This is a genomic window from Sphingomonas sp. MS122, from assembly GCF_049532975.1.
Lineage (GTDB): Bacteria > Pseudomonadota > Alphaproteobacteria > Sphingomonadales > Sphingomonadaceae > Sphingomonas.
This window is the reverse complement of the sequence record NZ_CP186695.1, coordinates 1,042,469-1,061,715: the sequence shown is the minus strand read 5'-3', so window position 1 is coordinate 1,061,715 and position 19,247 is coordinate 1,042,469. Positions and strand designations below refer to the sequence as shown.

Below are 19,247 nucleotides of genomic sequence, written 5' to 3'. Positions count from 1 at the left end.
ATGATGATTGTACCTAGGCGGCACCTTCCCGGCGCCGATCGGCCGGCCACGGCAATCGATGGAGACGAGCGATGGAACTGACGGGCGGACTCTTCATCGGCGGCGAGCGTCGTCAGTCGGACGAGCGCTTCCACGCCTATGATCCGGCAGCGGGTGCCGAAATCGACGATGCGGGCTTTGCCGGCGCGAGCGAGCAGGACGTCGCCGACGCCTGCGCCGCGGCCGAGGCTGCGTTCCTGCCCTATTCGACCAAGCCGCTCGAGGCGCGTGCGCGCTTCCTTGAGACGATCGCCGACGAGATCGAGGCGCTGGGCGACGCGCTGGTCGAGCGCGCCAGCCGCGAATCGGGCCTGCCCGCCGCGCGCATCACCGGCGAGCGCGGGCGCACCGCCAACCAGCTGCGCCTGTTCGCCAAGGAAGTGCGCGACGGCGGTTGGCAGAAATTGCGCATCGACCACGCCGATCCCGCGCGCACCCCGCCCAAGCCCGACCTGCGCCTGCGCATGATCCCGATCGGCCCGGTCGCGGTGTTCGGCGCCTCTAACTTCCCGCTGGCCTTCTCCACCGCCGGCGGCGACACCGCCTCGGCGCTCGCCGCGGGCTGCCCGGTGGTGATGAAGGGGCATCGCGCGCATCCCGGCACCGCCGAGCTGATCGCCACCGCGATTGCGCGCGCGGTCGAGAAGTGCGCCATGCCGGCGGGCGTGTTCAGCCTGGTCAACGGCACCTCGCGCCGCGTTGGCGAGGCGCTGGTCGCCGATCCGCGCATCCAGGCGGTGGGCTTCACCGGCTCGCGCGGCGGCGGCGAGGCGCTGATGCGGATCGCGGCGGCGCGCCCGCGTCCGATCCCGGTCTATGCCGAGATGTCGGCGATCAATCCGGTGATCCTGATGCCCGAAGCGCTCAAGGTGCGCGGCACCGCGCTGGCCGAGGCGTTCGTCGCCAGCCTGGCGATGGGCGCGGGGCAGTTCTGCACCAATCCGGGCCTGGTCATGGGCGTGGACGGCCCCGAACTCGACGCGTTCGTCGCGCGGGCGGGCGAGGTGCTGTCCGGCCAAGCGGCGCAGGTGATGCTGACCGAGGGGATCTGGGAAGCGTTCGAAAGCGGCAAGGCCAAGCTCGCCGGCAGCTCCTATGTCACCAAGCTCGCCGAGGGCGCGGAGCCCGAGGGGCCGAACCGCGGCCGCGCGGCGCTGTTCAGCGTGGCGGGCAAGGATTTCCTCGCCGACCCGGTGCATCTGCACGAAGTGTTCGGCGTGTCGTCGGTCGTGGTGCGCTGCGCGAGCCTGGGCGAGCTCAAGGCCGTGCTCGGCGAGCTCGAAGGCCAGCTCACCGCGACGCTCCAGGTCGACGAAGGCGACTATGACGCGGCGCGTGCGCTGCTCCCGGTGCTCGAGCGCACGGTCGGCCGCGTGATCGCCAATGGCTGGCCCACGGGCGTCGAGGTGACGCATGCGATGGTGCATGGCGGACCCTATCCGGCGACGTCGGATCCGCGCAGCACCTCGGTGGGCACGCTCGCGATCGATCGTTTCCTGCGCCCGGTGAGCTATCAGGACCTGCCCGCGGCATTGCTGCCCGATGCGCTGCGCGAGGGGGGGCAGGCGGGCGTGCCCGCGCGAATCGACGGTGCCTGGACGCTCTGATGCGCGTCCTGTCTTGCGGGCGCGAAGCGTGCGTGATAGCGCTATCATCAATATCTGACCGCGTCTCGTTACGGCGGCGAAGGGAGAGAATGTGAGCCAAGGCTTCGATATCGCGGCGCTCCCCGCCGACCATGGCCAAGCGGTGCTGGTGGGCCGGGTGATGCTGGCCGACGGGCCGGTGCCGGTCATCGTCCGCGAGGGGCGCGTGTTCGACGTGTCGGCGGCGGCGCAAACCACGGCGGACTTGTTCGACCTCGCCGAACCGGCGGGCGTCGAGGGCAGCTATCTGTGCGATGTGGCAGACCTGACCGTGGGCGGCGATGCCCACGCGCTGCTCGCGCCGATCGACCTGCAATGCGTCAAGGCGTGCGGTGTCACCTTCGCGGTCTCGGCGATCGAGCGGGTGATCGAGGAGCGCGCGCGGGGCGATGCGAGCGCGGCGGCGGCGATCCGCGCCGAGCTGGAGGACAAGATCGGCGGCGGCATCCGCGCGGTCGTGCCGGGCAGCGACGAGGCGGCGCGGCTCAAGGCGGCGCTGATCGAGGCCGGCATGTGGTCGCAATATCTGGAGGTCGCGATCGGCCCCGATGCGGAAGTGTTCACCAAAGCACCGGTGCTCTCCTCAGTGGGCTGGGGCGCCGAGGTCGGCATCCGTTCGGATTCGATCTGGAACAACCCCGAGCCCGAAGTGGTGGTGATCGTCAACGCCGCGGGCAAGGCGGTCGGCGCGACATTGGGCAACGACGTCAACCTGCGCGATTTCGAGGGGCGCAGCGCGCTGCTGCTCGGCAAGGCCAAGGACAATAATGCGGCGTGCGCGATCGGGCCGTTCGTGCGGCTGTTCGATGACGGCTTCACCATCGACGACGTGCGCAATGCCGAGCTCGACCTGGTGATCGAGGGGCCGGAGGGCTACCGGCTCGACGGGCACAGCTCGATGAACCAGATCAGCCGCGATCCGCTCGAGCTGGTGCGCCAGACGCTGTCCGAACATCAATATCCCGACGGCTTCGCGCTGTTCCTCGGCACGCTGTTCGCACCGGTGCAGGATCGTGACGAGCCCGGCCGCGGCTTCACCCACAAGATCGGTGACACCGTTAGCATCCACTCGCCCAAGCTCGGCACGCTGGCCAACCGCGTCACCACCTCCAAGGACGCCGCGCCCTGGACCTTCGGCATCCGCGACCTCTACCGCAGCCTTGCGGCGCGGCGCGTGGCGGAGCCGGCCTGAATGGGCGCGCACGCTCCCGCGATCGAGGCGTCACGGCACGCGCTCTACCCGAGCCTCGCCAGCAAGCGGGTGCTGGTCACCGGCGGCGGGTCGGGGATCGGCGCCGGGATCGTCGAGGGTTTCGCACGGCAGGGCGCCGACGTCACCTTCTTCGATATCGCAGAAACCGATTCCAGGCTGCTGGTCGAACGACTGGCGGAGGGCGGACACAAGGCGTGTTTCGAGCGCGTCGACTTGACCGACGTGGCGACGCTGCAGGCGGTGATCGCGCGGCTGATCGAGCGTTCGGGCGGGTTCGACATTCTCGTCAACAACGCCGCCAATGACGACCGCCACTCGATCGACCAGATCACCGAGGCCTATTGGGACGAGCGCCTGAGCGTCAACCTCAAGCACATGTTCTTCTGCGCGCAGGCGGTGGTGCCGGCGATGCGCGCCAAGGGCGGCGGCGCGATCGTCAATCTGGGCTCGATCTCATGGCATCTCGGGCTCAACGACCTCGTCCTCTACCAGACGTGCAAGGCCGCGATCGAGGGGCTGACGCGCAGCCTGGCGCGAGATCTCGGCCGTGACGGCATCCGTGCGACCTGCGTGATCCCGGGCAATGTGCGCACCCCGCGCCAGCTGCAATGGTACACGCCCGAGGGCGAAGCGGAGATCGTCGCGGCGCAATGTCTTGACGGACGGCTCGCGCCGGAGGATGTCGCGGCGATGGTGCTGTTCCTTGCCTCCGATGACGCCCGCCTGGTGACCGGGCACAGCTATTTCGTCGACGCGGGCTGGCGCTGATGGGCGTCGTCCAGGTCGACACGCTGCGCGGCGTGTGGGGCCTCGGCGCGCCCTTGCTCGAAGGACCGGTCTGGGTACAGCGCGACGCGGCCTTGTGGTTCGTCGACATCAAGGGCCGGAACGTCCACCGCTTCGATCCGGCGAGCGGCGACAAGAAGAGCTGGGATGCGCCGGGTCAGGTCGGCTTCGTGCTGCCGGCGGTCGGCGGCGGCTTCGTCGCGGGGCTGCAACAGGGGCTGTTCCGCTTCGACGAGCGTGACGGCAGCTTCAGCGAGCTCGCGCGGCCCGAGCCCGATCAACCCGGCAACCGGCTCAACGACGCAACCGTCGACCCTGCCGGACGGCTGTGGTTCGGCAGCATGGACGATGGCGAGATCGCGAAGAGCGGGGCGATCTATCGCCTTGCCGCGGACCGCAGCTGTATCGCCTCGACGCCGCTCTGCTCGATCACCAACGGTCCAGCGGTCAGCCCCGACGGGCGGACGCTCTATCATGTCGACACGCTGCACGGGCTGATCCACGCCTGCGCGATCGCCGAGGACGGGTCGCTCAGCGATTGCCGCGAATTCGTGCGTATTCCCTCGACCGAGGGCTATCCCGACGGCCCGACGGTGGACGCCGAAGGGTGCATCTGGGTCGGCATGTATGGCGGCTGGAGCGCCAAGCGTTTCGCGCCGAGCGGCGAGCTCCTCGAGACCGTGCGCTTTCCGGTGAGCGCGATCACCAAATTGGCGTTCGGGGGGCCGGACTTGAAGACGGTCTATGCGACCACCGCGAACAAGCATCTGAGCGCCGAGGAGCGCGAACGCGAGCCGCAGGCGGGCGACCTGTTCGCGTTCGAGGTGTCGGTGCCGGGCGTGCCGGGACATGAGGTCGCGGTCGGGCTGTGAAGCTCGAGGCGCATGGCTGGACGCTCGAATTGCTGCCCGCGCTGGGCGGCGCGGTCGGGGCGCTGCGGCATGACGGCCATGACGTGCTGCGGCCCGCGCCCGAAGGCACCGCCGACGCGCTCGCAACCGGCTGCTTCCCGCTGGTGCCCTATGCCAACCGCATCGCGCATGGGCGGTTCGAGTTTGACGGCCGGGCATACCGGCTCCCGCTCAACTTCGGAGACCATCCGCATAGCCTGCACGGGCTAGGGTGGAAGGCGGAATGGACCGTCGTCGAAACAGGCAAGGACCATGCGACGCTCGCCCACGCGCACGATGGCAGCGCGGGCTGGCCGTGGCCCTATCGGGCGGAGCAGCGCTTCGTGCTGGCGCCGGGGCAGATGTGGATCGAGCTCTCCCTGACCAACGCGGCCGATGCGCCAATGCCCGCGGGGATCGGCCTGCATCCCTATTTCCCCTGCGACGCGGAGACCCATCTGACCTTCACGGCCGAGCGTGTGTGGCTTGCGGACCAAACGATGCTGCCGACCGAATCGGCGCCGGCCGATGCGTTGGGCGACTGGTCGGCGACCGCGCCCGTCGCCGGCACGGTGCTGATCGACAATGCTTATGACGGCTGGGACGGATCGGCAGGGATCGGGCAGGGTTGGGGCAGATTCGCGATGCGCGGGGAGGGTGCGCGCGTGCTGCACCTCTATCGTCCGCCCGCCGCAGACTTCTTCTGCATCGAGCCGGTCAGTCACCCGCCCGACGCGGTCAATCGCGGCGGCATGGACGTGCTCGCGCCGGGCGCGACGCTGGCGCTGGCGATGACGCTCAGCGTCTGACGCGGCGATGCAAGGGCCTCAGCCCTGCATCTCCTCGAGCTCCTTGCCCTTGGTCTCCTGGATGAACTTGCGGACCAGGAAGATGCTGATCACCGCCGCGACAGTGTAGATCGCATAAGTGCCGGTGAGGCCCAGCGCGTCCTTGTCCGCCATCGCCGGGAAGCTCTGCACCACGAGATAGTTCGCGCCCCATTGCGCCAGCCCCGCCACCGCCAGCGCGGAGCCCCGCATCTGGTTCGGGAACATCTCGCCGAGCATCACCCACATCACCGGGCCCCAGCTGAAGTTGAAGAAGATGACATAGAGGTTGGCCGCGACCAGCGCGATGTATCCGGCGATCTCGCCCAGCACGAGGTTGCCCGCCGCGTCCTGGCCGGCGCCGCTGAAAGCCCAGGTCATCGCACCCAGCGTGACCGCCATGCCGACCGAGCCGATGATCAGCAGCGGCTTGCGGCCGATCCGGTCGATCGTCAGCAGCGCCGCGAACACCGCCGCGATCGAGACGAGACCCGAGATGATGTTGCGCTCGAGCGCCACCGACTCCGACACGCCGGCGAGTTTCCACAACGTCTCGCCATAATAGAAGATGATGTTGATGCCGACGAACTGCTGGAAGGTGGCGATCATGATGCCGGCCCAGACGATCGGGCGGAACACGATGCCCGGCGCGGCCACGTCGCGGAAGCTCGGGCGGTGATCGGCCGAGAAGCTGGCGCGGATCTCGCCGATCTTGCGCTCGGCCTCCTCAGCGCCGAACAGGCTCGTCAGCACCTTGCGCGCCGCATCCTCGCGGCCCTGGCTGACGAGATAGCGCGGACTTTCGGGGATGAGGAACAGCGCCGCCAGGAACACCACCGCGGGCACCGCCTGGGCGAGGTACATCCAGCGCCAGGCATGAAGCCCGGCGAGCTCGCCGAGCGAACCGCCGGCATTCTGCGCGACGAAGTAATTGACCACGAACGCGGCGGTGAGGCCGGTGATGATCATCACCTGCTGCACCGTGGTCAGCCGGCCGCGGACCTGCGCCGGCGCCACTTCGGAGATGTAGAGCGGCGAAAGCACGCTCGCCGCGCCGACCGCCATGCCGCCGGCGAAGCGCGCGGCGACGAACAGCGCATGGATGCCGGTGAAGCCCTGGATCAGCGCGCCGGCGACGAACAGCACGGCGGCGAGGATCATCACGGTGCGGCGCCCGATGACGTCGGCGAGGCGGCCGGCGAAGAACGCGCCAACCGCGCAGCCGATCAGCAGCGAGCCAACCGTGAAGCCGAGCCAGGCGGAGTTGAGCTTGAACTCCTCGGTCAAGCCCGCCTGCGTGCCGTTCACGGCGCCGCTGTCATAGCCGAACAGCAAGCCGCCGATCGTCGCGACCGCGACGATGGCGATGATCAGCCCCATATTGGCGCGGCTGGCGACTGCCTCGTTCATCCGTCCCTCTCCCCGTGCGGCCAAAGTGGCGGCATTCTTGTTAGCGGTAACTTTATGCCGTCGTTCGAGCCGGCTTGGCAAGCCTTCTCTTCGCTTTCCGCCTAGCGGCGGCGCGGTCCCGCCGACTCGCGAACGATGAGCTCATAGGGCAGCACTTCCTCTTCGGAGGCGTCCTGCTGGCCGGGCCGTTCGCGCACGCGGCGCAGCAGCATGGTGATCGCGGCCTCCGCCATGTCGGCGATCGGCTGGCGGATCGTGGTGAGGGCGGGCCAGATGCTGGTGGCGATCGCGGTGTCGTCGAACCCGACGATGCTGATGTCGCCGGGGACCTGGAGCCCGCGGCGATGCGCGACGCCGACCGCGGCGGCGGCCATGTCGTCGTTGGAGGCGAAGATCGCGGTCGGCAGGTTCGGGCCGGCCAGAATCTTCTCGGCCGCGTCGAGGCCCGAGCGATAGGTGAACAGGCCCTGCTCGATCGCGGCATGGGCGGGATCGATCCCCGCCTCCTCCAGCGCCGCGACGAAGCCGCGCCTCCGCTCGGCGCTCGCCACCTGGTTATGGTGGCCGATGATGAATGCGATATCGCGATGGCCGAGCTCGATCAGGTGGCGCGTCATCGCTCGCGCGGCTTCGAAATCGTCGATCCGCACGTTGAGCGTCCCTGCCTCGCGCGATCCCATCGCGATCGCCGCCCAGGGGATGTCGGCTTCGGCCAGCGCGGCGCGCACCGTCTGCGATTCGGAGAGCGGCGGAGGCAGCACCACGCCGCGCACCTCGGCATCGATCAGCTGGCGGATCGCCTCGGCCTGCGCCGCCTCCCCCTCGCCCTCGCAGGACTCGAGCACCAGGTGCGAGCCGGCGCGCCGCGCCGTCTCGAGCGCGCCGATCAGGAACTGGCTGAGATAGCCCGCGGACGGGTTGGCGTAGAGCAATCCGATCTGCGCGGCGCCGCCGGCGGCGAGCGAGCGGGCGGCGGCGTTGGGGCGGTAGTTGAGCTTCTCGACCGCGGCGAGAACGGCCTTGCGCGTATCCTCGCGCACGTTGGTGCCGCCATTCATCACGCGCGATACGGTCATCGCCGAGACCCCCGCGGCGCGCGCCACATCCTGTACGGTCACGCTGCCAAGAGTTCTGCGCGTCGATCGGCTCATCCGTGTCTCCTCGGCCCGGGATATGAGCGGGGACGCGGCATTGCAATCGCGCGCGCACGTCAGGGCAGCGATTGCTGATCCTCATTGTCCGAGCCGTGCGGCTGGGCATGGCCGTGCGTGCGCAGATAGCGATGGTCGATATCGTCGATGATCGCATCGGCCTCGCGGCCGGCGTGGAGCTTGATCAGCGCGTCGATCTTGGCCTCCATGCGGTCGTCATTCTCCTTCGACGCGGGCGAGCCGACATAGAGGAAATAGGCGAGGCCGACGACCTGCCAGAGCAGCTGGAGGAATTCGGACTGCCAGTTCTCGAACGTGTCGCGGCCCATCTCGACGAGATAGCCGGACAATTCCGGCTGCCTGCCGTGCTCGGCGGCTTCGTCGGCAAAGGCGTACCAGCCGAAGATCCAGTGCCCGGCGATCGAGATCAGGAAGAAGGCGATCGTGATCCAGGCATAAGCGTATTTCTTTCCGATGCTCATCTCCACCTCCGTTCGGGTTAGATGCTTCGAAAAAGCCGAATGCGGCACGCCGGTTCCGCGCCGCGCAGTTCGATTAATCCAAGTTAGCGAGGCACTTGTTTTCTTGGCACCTGCGGAACCGCGAACCCGCGTCGTGCTTTCCAGCCGCATCGCAACGCAGGAGGTTACGTCATGGCGGAGCAGGAATTCACCGACGCGATCGCGCTGCTCAAGGCCGATCACCGCAAGGTCGAGGCGCTGTTCGAACAATATGAGAAGACGAGCGGATCCGCGGCGAAGTCGAAGATCGCGCAGCAGATCTGCGTCGAGCTCAAGATCCACACGATGATCGAGGAGGAACTTTTCTACCCCGCCTTCCGCGGCAAGATCGAGGATGACACGCTCGACGAGGCCTATGTCGAACATGACGGCGCCAAAGTGCTGGTCAACGACATCGCCACGGGTAGCCCGGAGGACGATTTCTACGACGCCAAGGTCATGGTGCTCTCGGAGGAGATCAAGCACCATGTGCACGAGGAGGAGATGCCGTCCGAAGGCATGTTCGCCCAGTGCCGCAAGACCGATGTCGACCTGGTCGAGCTGCGCGACGCGATGCTCGCCCGCAAGCAGGAGCTGATGACGCAGGCCGAGACGGCGGGGCTGCCCCCGGCCAAGCCGCGCGCCGTGAACCTCCAGCCCGCCTGAACGGGAGGCGCCGATGCCCCGCGCGGCGCTCTCGCTCGCGCCGCAGGACGTGATCAGCCCCGCCGAGACCGAGGCGGGGCTGAAGCGGCTGGTCTATGAGGCGGGCTATTCGAGCGCGACCGCGGCGCTGACCAGCGGCGTGATCCTCACTGCCTTCGCGCTGCATCTCGGCGCGTCCAACCTGCTCGTCGGCGTGCTGGCGAGTGCCCCCTTTCTCGGTCAGCTGCTCCAGGCGCCGGCGGTGCTGCTGGTCGAGCGGCTGCGCCGGCGCAAGGCGATCGCGGTGCTCACCAGCGCGATCGGGCGATCGATGCTGGTGCTGATGGCGCTGGCGGTGTTCCTGCCCGCCGGCGCGGCGATCGCGCTGGTCGTGCTGGGTCAATTCGTGCTGTGCGGCTTGGGCGCGATCGGCGGCTGCGCGTGGAACGCATGGATTCGCGATCTCGCGCCGCAGGACCGGCTGGGCACGGTGTTCGCCCGCCGCACCATCTATACAACCTCGATCAGCCTCGTCGCCGGCCTCGCCGCCGCGATCCTGCTCGACCGCACGACGGAGGGCTCGGATGCGCGCGACTGGGCGTTCGCGGGCCTCTATGTGGTAGGCTGCGTCGCCGGGCTGCTGAGCGCAGTGATCGTCGCGCGCATGCCCGAGCCGCGCATGCCGCCGCGCGACGGCGAGCCGCTCGGCCTGGTCGCGCTGCTGCGCACGCCGTTCGCCGACACGAACTTCCGCCGGCTCGTGCTGTTCCTGTCGAGCTGGCAGTTCGCGGTGAACCTCGCCACGCCCTTCTTCACCGTGTTCATCGTCCGCCAGCTCGGCTTCGACATGACCTTCGTGATGATGCTGAGCGTGGTCAGCCAGCTCGCCAACCTGCTCGCGGTGCGCTCCTGGGGGACGCTGAGCGACCGCTTCGCGCACAAGTCGGTGCTGGCGGTGGCGGCGCCGACCTATATCCTGTGCATCCTGGCGATGATCGGCGCGTCGCAGCTCGGCAACAGCCAGGCCGGCATGCTCTATCTCGTCGCGATCCACGCGCTGATGGGGGCGGCGGTGGCGGGGGTGACGCTCGCCACCACCAACATCGCCTTGAAGCTCAGCCCCAGGGGCGAGGCCGCCGCCTATGTCGCGACCAGCGCGCTCACCAGCTCGGCCGCGGCCGGAATCGCGCCGATCCTGGGCGGGCTGTTCGCCGACTTCTTCGCGGCGCGCCGGTTCGAGCTGCTGCTGCGCTGGACCAGCCCCAACGGCGTGGTGCTGCTCTCGCCGATCGAGCTGTCGCACTGGGACTTCTATTTCCTGATCGCCGGGCTGCTGGGGCTCTACGCGCTGCACCGCCTGTCGCTGGTGCGCGAGGAGGGCGAGATCGAGCCGCGCGAGATGGTGCAGCAGCTGTGGGGCGAAACACGACGCGTCGCACGAAACCTCGGCACCGTGGCGGGGCTGCGCGCGTTGACCGAGTTGCCGGGCTCATTGGCGCGCGAGGCGCGCGTGCGGGTGCGCTGGCTGCGGCGGCAGCGGACGATTCCAGGCTGAAATTTGAGGTAGATGACCATGACAAAGACCGCGACCCGAACCCGCCGCACCGCAACCGAAAGCCAGCTTCCGGTCAGCCCTGAAGTACTGATGCTGCGCGAGGAGCTGCGCACCGGCTCGATGAAGCGGATCGCCACGCTTGAGCTGCGCGATCTCGCGATCGAAGTCGCGGCGGGCAGCAACGCGCTGTGGGCGCTGGTGCGGCGCGAGGGGCGGGGCGGAGTCGCGCTGCGCGTCGCGCAGGCGCCGGCGGGCTGCGGCGAGGTGCGCAAGGTCGCGGCGCAGGACGGTGAGGCACTGCGGATCGAAATGGTGAACCTAATTGGCGCGCAGACCTTGGTGCTTCGCCTGCACAAGGACGAACTACCGGTGCTGCGCGCGACCACCACGATCGTCCCGGCGCAAGACCTGCTGATCCCGTTCCTGCCGCGCGATCTCTACCCGCTCGACAAGGACGACGACCCCACCGCCGCGGAGGGCACGGTGGAGGCCGCGCAACGCGGACTCAACAGCGGAGTCTGCTATTTCCGTCTGAACGAGCCCGAATTCGGCAGCGCGCTCTATTTCCAGAACTTCACCACGCTCAACAAACGGTTCGAACTCACCGGAACCACCCCCGACGGTGCGGTCGGCGGCGAATGGCCCGAGCTCGGCTACCTCCCGCCGACGCCGCCCGAAAGCCCGCAGCCGCCGCTCAAGCCGCTGCCGGCGGGCGAGGAGGTGACCGTCTACGATGCGCTGCTCGCGGTACATGACGATGCCGATGGCGACGAGACCGCGATGGCGCAGCGCTATCTCTCGCTGCTCGCCGCGATCTATCGGCGGATCGAGCGGCCCGAACCCGATTTCCATGACTGGGTCGCGCGCGCCGAGCGCTCGCTGCGCGATCTCGACAAGGCGCCCGAGGCGACGATCCGCCATTATGGCTTTCGCTACCTCCACCCCTATACCGCCGCCGAATATCCGGACTCGATGGTGCAGCTTTCGGTGCTCTCGGCGCTGCGCGACTATGAGGCATGGGCGGGGAAGGAGGTCCCGCTTCAGGCCGAGCTCGGCAAGGGGCTGCGCAAATTCTACGATCCCAAGCTCAAGACGCTGCGCCGCTATCTGCCCAATGTCGGGGACGACAAGGACGCCGATGCGGTCGACAGCTGGTATCTCTACCATCCGCTGCTGAGCCTCGGGCGGCTCGCGCTCGACGGCGACAAGCGCGCCGAGCGGCTGTTTCGCGATTCGATCGATTACGGGATCAAGGCGGCGCACCATTTCGACTATAAATGGCCGATCCAGTACAAGGTCACCGACTTCTCGGTGATCACCGAATCGCGCAACGAGGGCGGGCTCGGCCAGACCGATGTCGGCGGCATCTATGCCTATGTCATGCTGCAGGCGTTCGAGCTGACCGACGACAAGCGCTTCCTCGACGAGGCGCGCGCGGCGATCCGCGCGCTCAAGGGGATGCGGTTCGAGCTCAACTACCAGGCGAACCTCACCGCCTGGGGCGCGGCGGCATGCATGCGGCTGTGGCGGATCGACGACGACCCCGCCTTTCTCGCCCAATCCTATGTCTTCCTCGCGAGCTTCTTCCACAATGTCGCGCTGTGGGAGTCCGAGCTCGGGCACGCGAAGCATTATCGCAACTTCATGGGCGTCACGGCGCTCCACGACGCGCCCTACATGGCAATGTACGAATGCTTCGACAGCTTCGCGGCGTTCGAGCGCTATCTCAAGGAGGGCGGCCCCGATCTCGACGCGGGCGTGCGCATGCTGGTCAGCGAATATTGCCGCTACGCGCTCGACCGCGCCTGGTTCTACTATCCCGACGCGCTCCCGCCCGAGGCAATCGCCGACAAACAGCGCGAGAAGAACGGGCATGTCGACCGCAACCTCTCCTTCCCGGTCGAGGATCTCTATGTCGACGGGCAGGAGGCGGGGCAGGTCGGCCAGGAAATCTATGGCTGCGGCTCGGCCTTCGTGTTCGCGACGCGTGCCTTCCATCGCTTTCGCGACACGCCCTTCACGCTGTTCTGCGACCATTTCCTGCTCGCGGCCGACCGGCCCGGGGAGCGGACGATCAGCTTCCAGCTCGGCGGCGGCGAAGGCTGCGAGGCGATGCTGGTGCTGGCGCGCAACGCGCGGGCGAAGCTGCCGGCGGTGAGCGTGATGTCGATCGGCGGCGACCGGGTGCGGCCGCATGCGCAGGACGAGGACCGGATCGCATTCCACGTGCCCGCGGACGGACGCATTTCCGTGTCCTGGTAGCGCCGCGGGAGGGAACCGAAGTCCGTTCAAATACTTGAGAATCGCGAGCGAACCGGAGGAGAGTGCCATGACCGAAATTGCCGAGCCGCCCGTCCGCGACCTTGCCGACGCGCATACCGAGCAGCCGAGCCTTGCCGGGCGCAAGGCGATCATCACCGGCGGCACCACCGGCATCGGCCGCGCGATCGCGATCCTGCTCGCGTCGGAAGGGGCGAAGGTGTTCGTGTGCGGCCGCACGCCCGAGCATCTCGACGATGCGCTGGCGCGCATTCGCGAGGTGGGCGAGGGCGACGGGATCAATGTCGACCTGACCAGGCAGGAGGAGGTCGACCGCTTCGTCGAGGCAGGGGTTCGCTATCTCGGCGGCGTCGACATCGCGGTGATCAACGCGGGGCTTCCCATCGGCGGGCTCGAGGACTCCAAGGTCGAGGATATCCGCTACCTCGTCGACACCAACCTGACCTCGTTCATGACCAGTGCGCGGCGGCTGCTCGACCATCTCGAAGCCGGCAGCGACATCGTCATCATCGGGTCGATGTCGGCGGTGTCGCGCGGCGGGGACTCGACGGTCTACACCGCGACCAAGACCGGGGTTCAGGCCTTCGCCGAGGCGCTGCGCAAGGAATTGGCGGAGAAGGACATCAAGGTCGGCAATATCGAGCCGGGCCTCACCGGCACCGACATGCAGCTTCCCGACATCCCGGTCGAGAAGCAGCGCGAGATGATCCACGCGGCGAAGATGCTGCGCGCCGAGGACATCGCCGCGGCGGCGCATTTCATGCTCACCCAGCCGCGCCGGACGGTCGTGTCGCTGATGCGCGTCGAGCCGCGGATCGCGGAATGAGCCGCTTTGCCGTGGACCGGCTCGTCTTCGGGCCGGACGATGTCGACCTCGCGCGCTCGCCGCTCGCGGGGCATCTCGACGCCGAGACCTATGTGCTCGGCGCGTTCAATCCGGGGATGACGCGGCTGCCGAACGGCAATCTGCTGCTGATGGTGCGCGTCGCCGAGGCACTGCGCGAACCGATCCGCGGCGGACAAGTGCACGCGATCCGTTGGGACGAGGGTCGCTATGTCCTCGACGCCTGGCCGCTCGACCTCGCCGACACCGCCGATCCCCGGAAATTCCTGCTGCGCGGCGGCGGGTGGAAGATCATGGCGCTGACCTCGCTGTCGTGGCTGCTGCCGGTCGAGCTGTCGGCGGACGGGCTCGAGCTGGTCGCGGTGCATTACGACAAGGCGGTCGCGCCGCAGGGCAGCTTCCAATGCTATGGCGTCGAGGACGCGCGGATCTGCAAGGTCGGCGACGAATGGCTGATGACGACCTGCTCGGTCAGCCCCGAACGGCATTCGACCACGCTCTACGCGTCGGACAACGGGCTCGACTGGCGCTTCGAGGGGATCGTGCTCGATCACCAGAACAAGGACATGCTGATCTTCGAGGGCAAGCCCGGCGGGAAATACTGGGCCCAGACCCGGCCGCTGGGCGACCTCTATTTCGCCTATCCCCCGGGCAGCGAGTGGCGTGCGGGGCCCTCGATCAACCTCGCCACCTCGCCCGACGGACGGCACTGGCAGCCGCATCTGAATCCCGGCATCCGGCCGCACGCCGGAACGGTCGCGACCGCGCGGATCGGCGGAGGGACGCCGCCGATCCTCACCGACAAGGGCTGGCTGACCCTGTGGCACGGCGTGGAGCCCAAGGAGATCGTCGGCATCTATCGCACCTATTGGTCGCTGCTCGACCGCGACGATCCCTCGGTCACGCTGCACACCGAGCATGCGCCCTTGCTCGAGGCGAGCCCCGAGCTGACCGCGCCGCTGGCGGACAAGATGTACGTTCACGACGTGGTGTTCACCACGGGCATCGCCGATGCGGGCGATCACTATGTCGTGGCGTCGGGCGAGGCGGACCTCGCCTGCCGCATCACGCATATTCCGAAGGCGGTGTTCGCCTAGCCCGCCGCCCATTTGCGATAGGCCGCGATCGCCTTGGCGGGAGCGGTGTTGAACCAGCTATAGCCGTTGCGCCGCTCGACGCTGAGGTCGTTGACGTCGGTGTGGATCGCGCGATCGCGGTCGCCGAAGACGGGCTTGCCGGTGTCGAGGCCGTAGAAGCGCGCCCAGAGCGGGCCGGCGCCGGGCTTGGCGGTCAGCAAGCGCCCCTCGGGCCCGGTCGCCTTGGCCGGCCAGGCGATGTCGCGCAGCGCATGCGCCTCGAGCCAGGCGATGCCGGCGGCCACCGCGGCGCGCACCTCGGGCGAGCGCTCGGGCTGCTTCATCAGGAACAGCAGCAGGTCGGCGCTTTCGTCGCTCGACAGCGCGATCGGCTCGAAGTTGCGCGCGCCGACCGGGGCGAGCGTCAGCGCGTCGTGCTGCTGGCCCCAGATGGTGCGCTTGCCGTCGATCACCACCTGCGTACGCAGGATCACCTCGCGCGCCCGCGCGGCCGCCGCGGCTGCCTGTGCCGCCAGCTCGGGGCTGGCGAACGCGAAGTCGCCCTTTCGCGCCGCCACGTCGAGCATCAGCGTCGCGGTGCGCGAGATCGCGCCGTCGTTGAAGGTGATCGCGTCGTGATAGCCGCCCTGGATCGGATAGATTTGCGGCCAGCCGCCATTGGGATATTGCGCCGCGAGCAGGTAGCGCACCCCCTTGTCGAGCGCCGCGCGATAGGGCGCACCCTCGGTGCCGGGCAGCTGCGCCTGGACGCGCGCGAGGAAGCGCAGCTCGGCGACGGTGGCATTGTTGTCGATCGTGCCGACATAGCGCCACACCGCGTCGAGCAACTTGATGTCGTCGGCGGCATAGGCGGGCAGCTTCTCGAGGATCACCCAGCTCTGCCCGCGTCGCCGCGGCGGTCCCGCGCGGTCCTGGTTCTTGCCCCAGCCGCCGGCGGGGGTCTGGAAGCTGACGACGGTGTCGGCGATGCGGCGCGCCTCGGGCCCGGCATACCAGGCGGCGGGCTGGTCCATCGGCATGCCGCCCCCGCCCGAGGGGCCGGCCGCGGGACTCGGCGGGATCGCGGGAAGGCTGCGGCGCTCGGCGACCAGCGCGGCCTTGTCCGCCGCCATCAGCGCGGCCGAGCGCGCGAGATAGGCACGCCATGCTTCGCGCTGGCCGGCGGGGAGCGTGGCGAGGCGGGCTTCGGTCAGCGCTTCGGGCGGGGCCATGTGGCCGATCACGTCGGCACCCGCGGGAAGCGCGAATGTCAGGGTAGCGGCAGCGAGAAGGCGCTTCATGTCGTTTTCTCCGAAAGCCAGCGCACGGCGTTGGCGAGCAGGCGGCGTTGCAGCGGGGCGACCATGTCGGGCAGGCGGTGGATGCAGACTCGCATCCCATCCCGGCGCGCGATCAGCGTCGCGGCGCCGTTGTGGCGGTCATGGTCGCGGCTGTAGGCGGCGATGATCTCGACCCCGGGGCCGTCGACGAGCAGGCCGTTCGAGGGTTGGCCCTCGATCTGGTGGAGCACGCTGGCCGCGCAGTCGGCGGGGATGCCGTCGAACAGCGGGTGCGCGCGAAGATAGTTCCAATTGCCCATCCATGGCGCGCGGAGGTTGCCGACCTGGCCGGTGTAGCGGAACAGCCCGAGCCCGCTGAGCTGCCTGGCGACGCCGTCGGCAAGGCCATCCTCGGGCACGAAGGCGAACAGCGGCGTGCCGGCCTTGACCGCGGCGAGAACCTCGGCGGGCAGCTCGCCGAGCACCAGCTCGGGCTTCTCGCCCGCCTTGGGCTGCGCCTCGAGCCCGGTCTGCTCGCCGACCTGGCGGCGCGCGACCTCGTCGGCCTTTAGGCCCGAGGCGATGATACCGTCATAGCGGCGGCCGGGGCGGAAATCCTCGAAGGTCACGCCGTCCATCGCGGTCAGCAGGGCGCGCAGCGACTGGGGGATGCCGGAGAGGGCGACGCGTGGACGCCGGGCGAGCGCCGGCGCCTTGGGCACCACCCAGAAGACGCGCTCGAACGCCGCGTCAGGGTGGGCCGAATGGACGAAGCGGACGCGCCACTCGCCGGGCGTGGTGAAGCCGGGCAGCTCGACCTTCTCCGCGATCAGGTGGCGCAGCACGTCGCGCTGGCGCGCCGGGACCGGATAGCTGCCGGCGGCATGCACGCGTCCGTCGGGCGCGACGAGCGAGAGGCGCAGCTCGCCCGGCGCGGGCCGGTTGGTGTCGTTGAACAGATAGAGGTCGACCAGCGCGCGCTCGCCCGGATCATAGACCAGCCGGCGCTGCTTGGCGCAGGGACGGACGGGGAGCAGCGCGCGGCGCAGGATCGCCGGGTCGGCCTTGAAATGGCGGAGATTGTCGACGATCCCCGAATGGTTCTCGATCGCGGTGGTCTCCCACCCGCTGATCGCGGCGATGTCGACCTCGTCGCCGATGCGGATGTTCTCGAGATAATTCTCCCACGCCTCGTACGCCTTGCGCCCGATCGACAGGAACAGGCGCTCGGCGGTGGGGAAGGCCTTGCGGAACCCCCATTTGTCGAGGAACGCGTCGGTCGCGTCGAGCACCACGCGATGGTCCTCGAGGTCATAGGCCTTGCCGCCCCGCGCCATGATGTCGGCGACGATCTTCGCGTGATTGTCGGCGACCGCGCAGCCCTGCATCTCGCCGAACTCGACGATGAAGGGCTTGCCGGTCTGGCGGTGGATATAGTCGTCCTTCGACTGGTAGAACTTGTCGTACCATTGGTCGCCCGCGCCCTGGTGGTTGACCCACCAGCCGCCATGCTTCTCGACGTCCGAGCGGTAATAATGGTCGCTATAGGCGAGGTACATCGCCTGCGCCGCGCCGCGCTCGACGAAGCCGTCGTTGAGGATCACGGTGCGGCTGGGGTCGGTGTCGTGGATCGCCTTGAGCACGCGCTGCACGTCGGGATTGGCGAGGTTCGCACCGATCTCGTTCTGCAGCGTGTAGTGGACCAAGCTCGGGTTGGAGCGGAAGGTGCGCGCCATCGCGACGCATTTGGCGACCATGAAGTCGCGGCTGAAGGTGTCGGCGGGGGACAGCGTCTCGCCGGGCTTCAAGTCGCGCGCGATCGCGTGGCGGCCGCCGCCCGGCTCCATCACGCGCAGCAGGCCCATGCGGTTCTGCGCGGCGAACACCTCCTCCTTGCCGATATTGCGGTGGAAGTGGAGGCAGTTCAGGCCCAAGGCTTTCGCGGACGTGATCTCGCGCTCGGCGAGTTCGCGCGTCGGCCACAGCCCGTTATAACCCCAATAGCCCCAGGAGATCGCCGAATAGAGGCGGATGCGATCGCCGTTGAGGCGGATCATCGCGTCGCTGCCGACGCCGTCGATGCCGATCCAGCGGAAGCCGAACTCGACCCGGCGGCGGTCCTCGCCCCAGCCGAACTCCGCACGATGCAGCACCGGCGTCTCGGGCGTCCAGAGCGGCGCATCGGCGGCACGCAGCCGGAACACGGCGGTGGCGACGTTGCCCGCCAGCGTCAGCGATTCGAGCTTCGCCGCGGCGGTCGCGCCGATGAGCTCGAGCGTCGCGCGCCTGCGCAGCGGCTCGATCCGCGCCGGCGGCCTGGCGAATTCGATCTCCATATGCGCGGTGACCTCGCGCGGATCGGGGGTGTTGAGCACCCAGGCGTCGCGAATATGCGCGTCGAGTGGATGCGCGCTCAGCGTCATGCCGCGATCGATCCCGCCGAAGCCGTGCGAGGCGAACAGCTTGAGCTGGCCCCACATCATCGTCGTCGAATCGCGCCAGTCATAGCGGCCGCCGGGATTGGTGATTCGGATCGCGAGCCGGTTGCGCGCGCCGGGCCTCATCGCCGCGGTCAGGTCGCAATGGATCGGCAGCTCCGACATGATCGAATAGCCGACGAGCTTCTCGTTGAGGAACACCTCCGCGCGCAGCCGGGCGCCGCGGATGTGGAGGAGGACGCGCTTGCCCGCCGCCGAGACGGGAATGCCGATCTCGCGATACCACCAGGAGACGCCGCGATACGCGCCGTTCTGCGGCACCGGATCGTCCTCGGCATAGCGATATTCCTCGCCGGTGTACGGGCGCTGGCCGAATGCGCCCCAATGATGCTCTTCGACCGTGGTCGGCAGCGTGACGGCGAGCGCCGGCGCCGCCCACAAGGCCTCCCAACCCCCGCTCGGCGGATTGACCGGGAGCGTGGCGAGATCGACCTGGTCGGGCAGGTAGATGCGGTCGTCCTCGTACGCCGCGTCGCGGTCGATCCACAGCCGCCAGCCGGCGTCGGGGATTTCCTCCAGCACCGGCGCGGCGTGCGTCGAGGGGATGAAGGGCAGGGCCGCGCTTGCGGCGCCGGCGGCAAGGAACCCGCGGCGGCCGATCATCGTG

15 protein-coding genes are annotated in these 19,247 nt (G+C 68.8%); 10 read left to right on the top strand and 5 right to left on the bottom strand.

Annotation, left to right across the window (positions count from 1 at the left end; genetic code table 11):
* Positions 1-71: 71 nt before the first annotated feature.
* The 5 genes from ACO227_RS04875 to ACO227_RS04855 all read left to right on the top strand — a co-directional run bounded on the left by ACO227_RS04875 (position 72) and on the right by ACO227_RS04855 (position 5,383).
* Positions 72-1,646, top strand: coding sequence for an aldehyde dehydrogenase (NADP(+)) (locus ACO227_RS04875; protein ID WP_423605755.1), 1,575 nt, complete (start codon positions 72-74; stop codon positions 1,644-1,646).
* A 160-nt stretch (positions 1,647-1,806) separates the two neighbouring features.
* The gene (locus ACO227_RS04870) at positions 1,807-2,877 is read left to right on the top strand and encodes a fumarylacetoacetate hydrolase family protein (RefSeq protein WP_423607255.1); all 1,071 of its coding nucleotides are present in this window, start codon (positions 1,807-1,809) and stop codon (positions 2,875-2,877) included.
* Entirely contained in the window at positions 2,878-3,666 is a 789-nt protein-coding gene (locus tag ACO227_RS04865) for an SDR family NAD(P)-dependent oxidoreductase (protein WP_423605753.1), read from the top strand.
* Positions 3,666-4,556 (top strand): SMP-30/gluconolactonase/LRE family protein, encoded by an 891-nt coding sequence (locus ACO227_RS04860; protein WP_423605752.1) that lies wholly within the window; start codon positions 3,666-3,668, stop codon positions 4,554-4,556. Before ACO227_RS04865 ends, ACO227_RS04860 begins: the two co-directional genes overlap by 1 nt.
* Positions 4,553-5,383: an aldose 1-epimerase gene (locus ACO227_RS04855; protein ID WP_423605750.1), complete on the top strand. Its 831-nt coding sequence runs from the start codon at positions 4,553-4,555 to the stop codon at positions 5,381-5,383. Before ACO227_RS04860 ends, ACO227_RS04855 begins: the two co-directional genes overlap by 4 nt.
* An 18-nt stretch (positions 5,384-5,401) precedes the next feature.
* Here ACO227_RS04855 and ACO227_RS04850 read toward each other — a convergent pair whose 3' ends face one another.
* The 3 genes from ACO227_RS04850 to ACO227_RS04840 all read right to left on the bottom strand — a co-directional run bounded on the left by ACO227_RS04850 (position 5,402) and on the right by ACO227_RS04840 (position 8,444).
* Positions 5,402-6,811, bottom strand: a complete 1,410-nt coding sequence (locus ACO227_RS04850; RefSeq protein ID WP_423605748.1) for a sugar porter family MFS transporter — start codon at positions 6,809-6,811, stop codon at positions 5,402-5,404.
* Positions 6,812-6,912: 101 nt separating this feature from the next.
* On the bottom strand, positions 6,913-7,962 hold the full coding sequence (locus ACO227_RS04845) for a LacI family DNA-binding transcriptional regulator (RefSeq protein ID WP_423605746.1): 1,050 nt from the start codon (positions 7,960-7,962) through the stop codon (positions 6,913-6,915).
* Between the two features lie 59 nt (positions 7,963-8,021).
* Positions 8,022-8,444: a DUF6766 family protein gene (locus ACO227_RS04840; RefSeq protein ID WP_423605744.1), complete on the bottom strand. Its 423-nt coding sequence runs from the start codon at positions 8,442-8,444 to the stop codon at positions 8,022-8,024.
* Positions 8,445-8,615: 171 nt separating this feature from the next.
* On the opposite strand from ACO227_RS04840, the gene ACO227_RS04835 reads away from it, so the two are divergent.
* The 5 genes from ACO227_RS04835 (at position 8,616) to ACO227_RS04815 (ending at position 14,883) form a co-directional block, all read left to right on the top strand.
* The gene (locus ACO227_RS04835) at positions 8,616-9,128 is read left to right on the top strand and encodes a hemerythrin domain-containing protein (protein WP_423605742.1); all 513 of its coding nucleotides are present in this window, start codon (positions 8,616-8,618) and stop codon (positions 9,126-9,128) included.
* Between the two features lie 13 nt (positions 9,129-9,141).
* Positions 9,142-10,662 (top strand): MFS transporter, encoded by a 1,521-nt coding sequence (locus ACO227_RS04830; protein ID WP_423605740.1) that lies wholly within the window; start codon positions 9,142-9,144, stop codon positions 10,660-10,662.
* 18 nt (positions 10,663-10,680) lie between these two features.
* On the top strand, positions 10,681-12,924 hold the full coding sequence (locus ACO227_RS04825; protein WP_423605738.1) for a hypothetical protein: 2,244 nt from the start codon (positions 10,681-10,683) through the stop codon (positions 12,922-12,924).
* Positions 12,925-12,991: 67 nt separating this feature from the next.
* Positions 12,992-13,768 (top strand): SDR family oxidoreductase, encoded by a 777-nt coding sequence (locus ACO227_RS04820; RefSeq protein WP_423605736.1) that lies wholly within the window; start codon positions 12,992-12,994, stop codon positions 13,766-13,768.
* On the top strand, positions 13,765-14,883 hold the full coding sequence (locus ACO227_RS04815) for a glycosidase (RefSeq protein ID WP_423605734.1): 1,119 nt from the start codon (positions 13,765-13,767) through the stop codon (positions 14,881-14,883). Before ACO227_RS04820 ends, ACO227_RS04815 begins: the two co-directional genes overlap by 4 nt.
* Here ACO227_RS04815 and pelA read toward each other — a convergent pair.
* The gene (gene pelA / locus ACO227_RS04810; RefSeq protein ID WP_423605732.1) at positions 14,880-16,163 is read right to left on the bottom strand and encodes a pectate lyase; all 1,284 of its coding nucleotides are present in this window, start codon (positions 16,161-16,163) and stop codon (positions 14,880-14,882) included. The genes ACO227_RS04815 and pelA overlap by 4 nt on opposite strands.
* On the bottom strand, positions 16,160-19,243 hold the full coding sequence (locus tag ACO227_RS04805) for a sugar-binding domain-containing protein (protein WP_423605731.1): 3,084 nt from the start codon (positions 19,241-19,243) through the stop codon (positions 16,160-16,162). Before ACO227_RS04805 ends, pelA begins: the two co-directional genes overlap by 4 nt.
* Between the last annotated feature and the right edge of the window lie 4 nt (positions 19,244-19,247).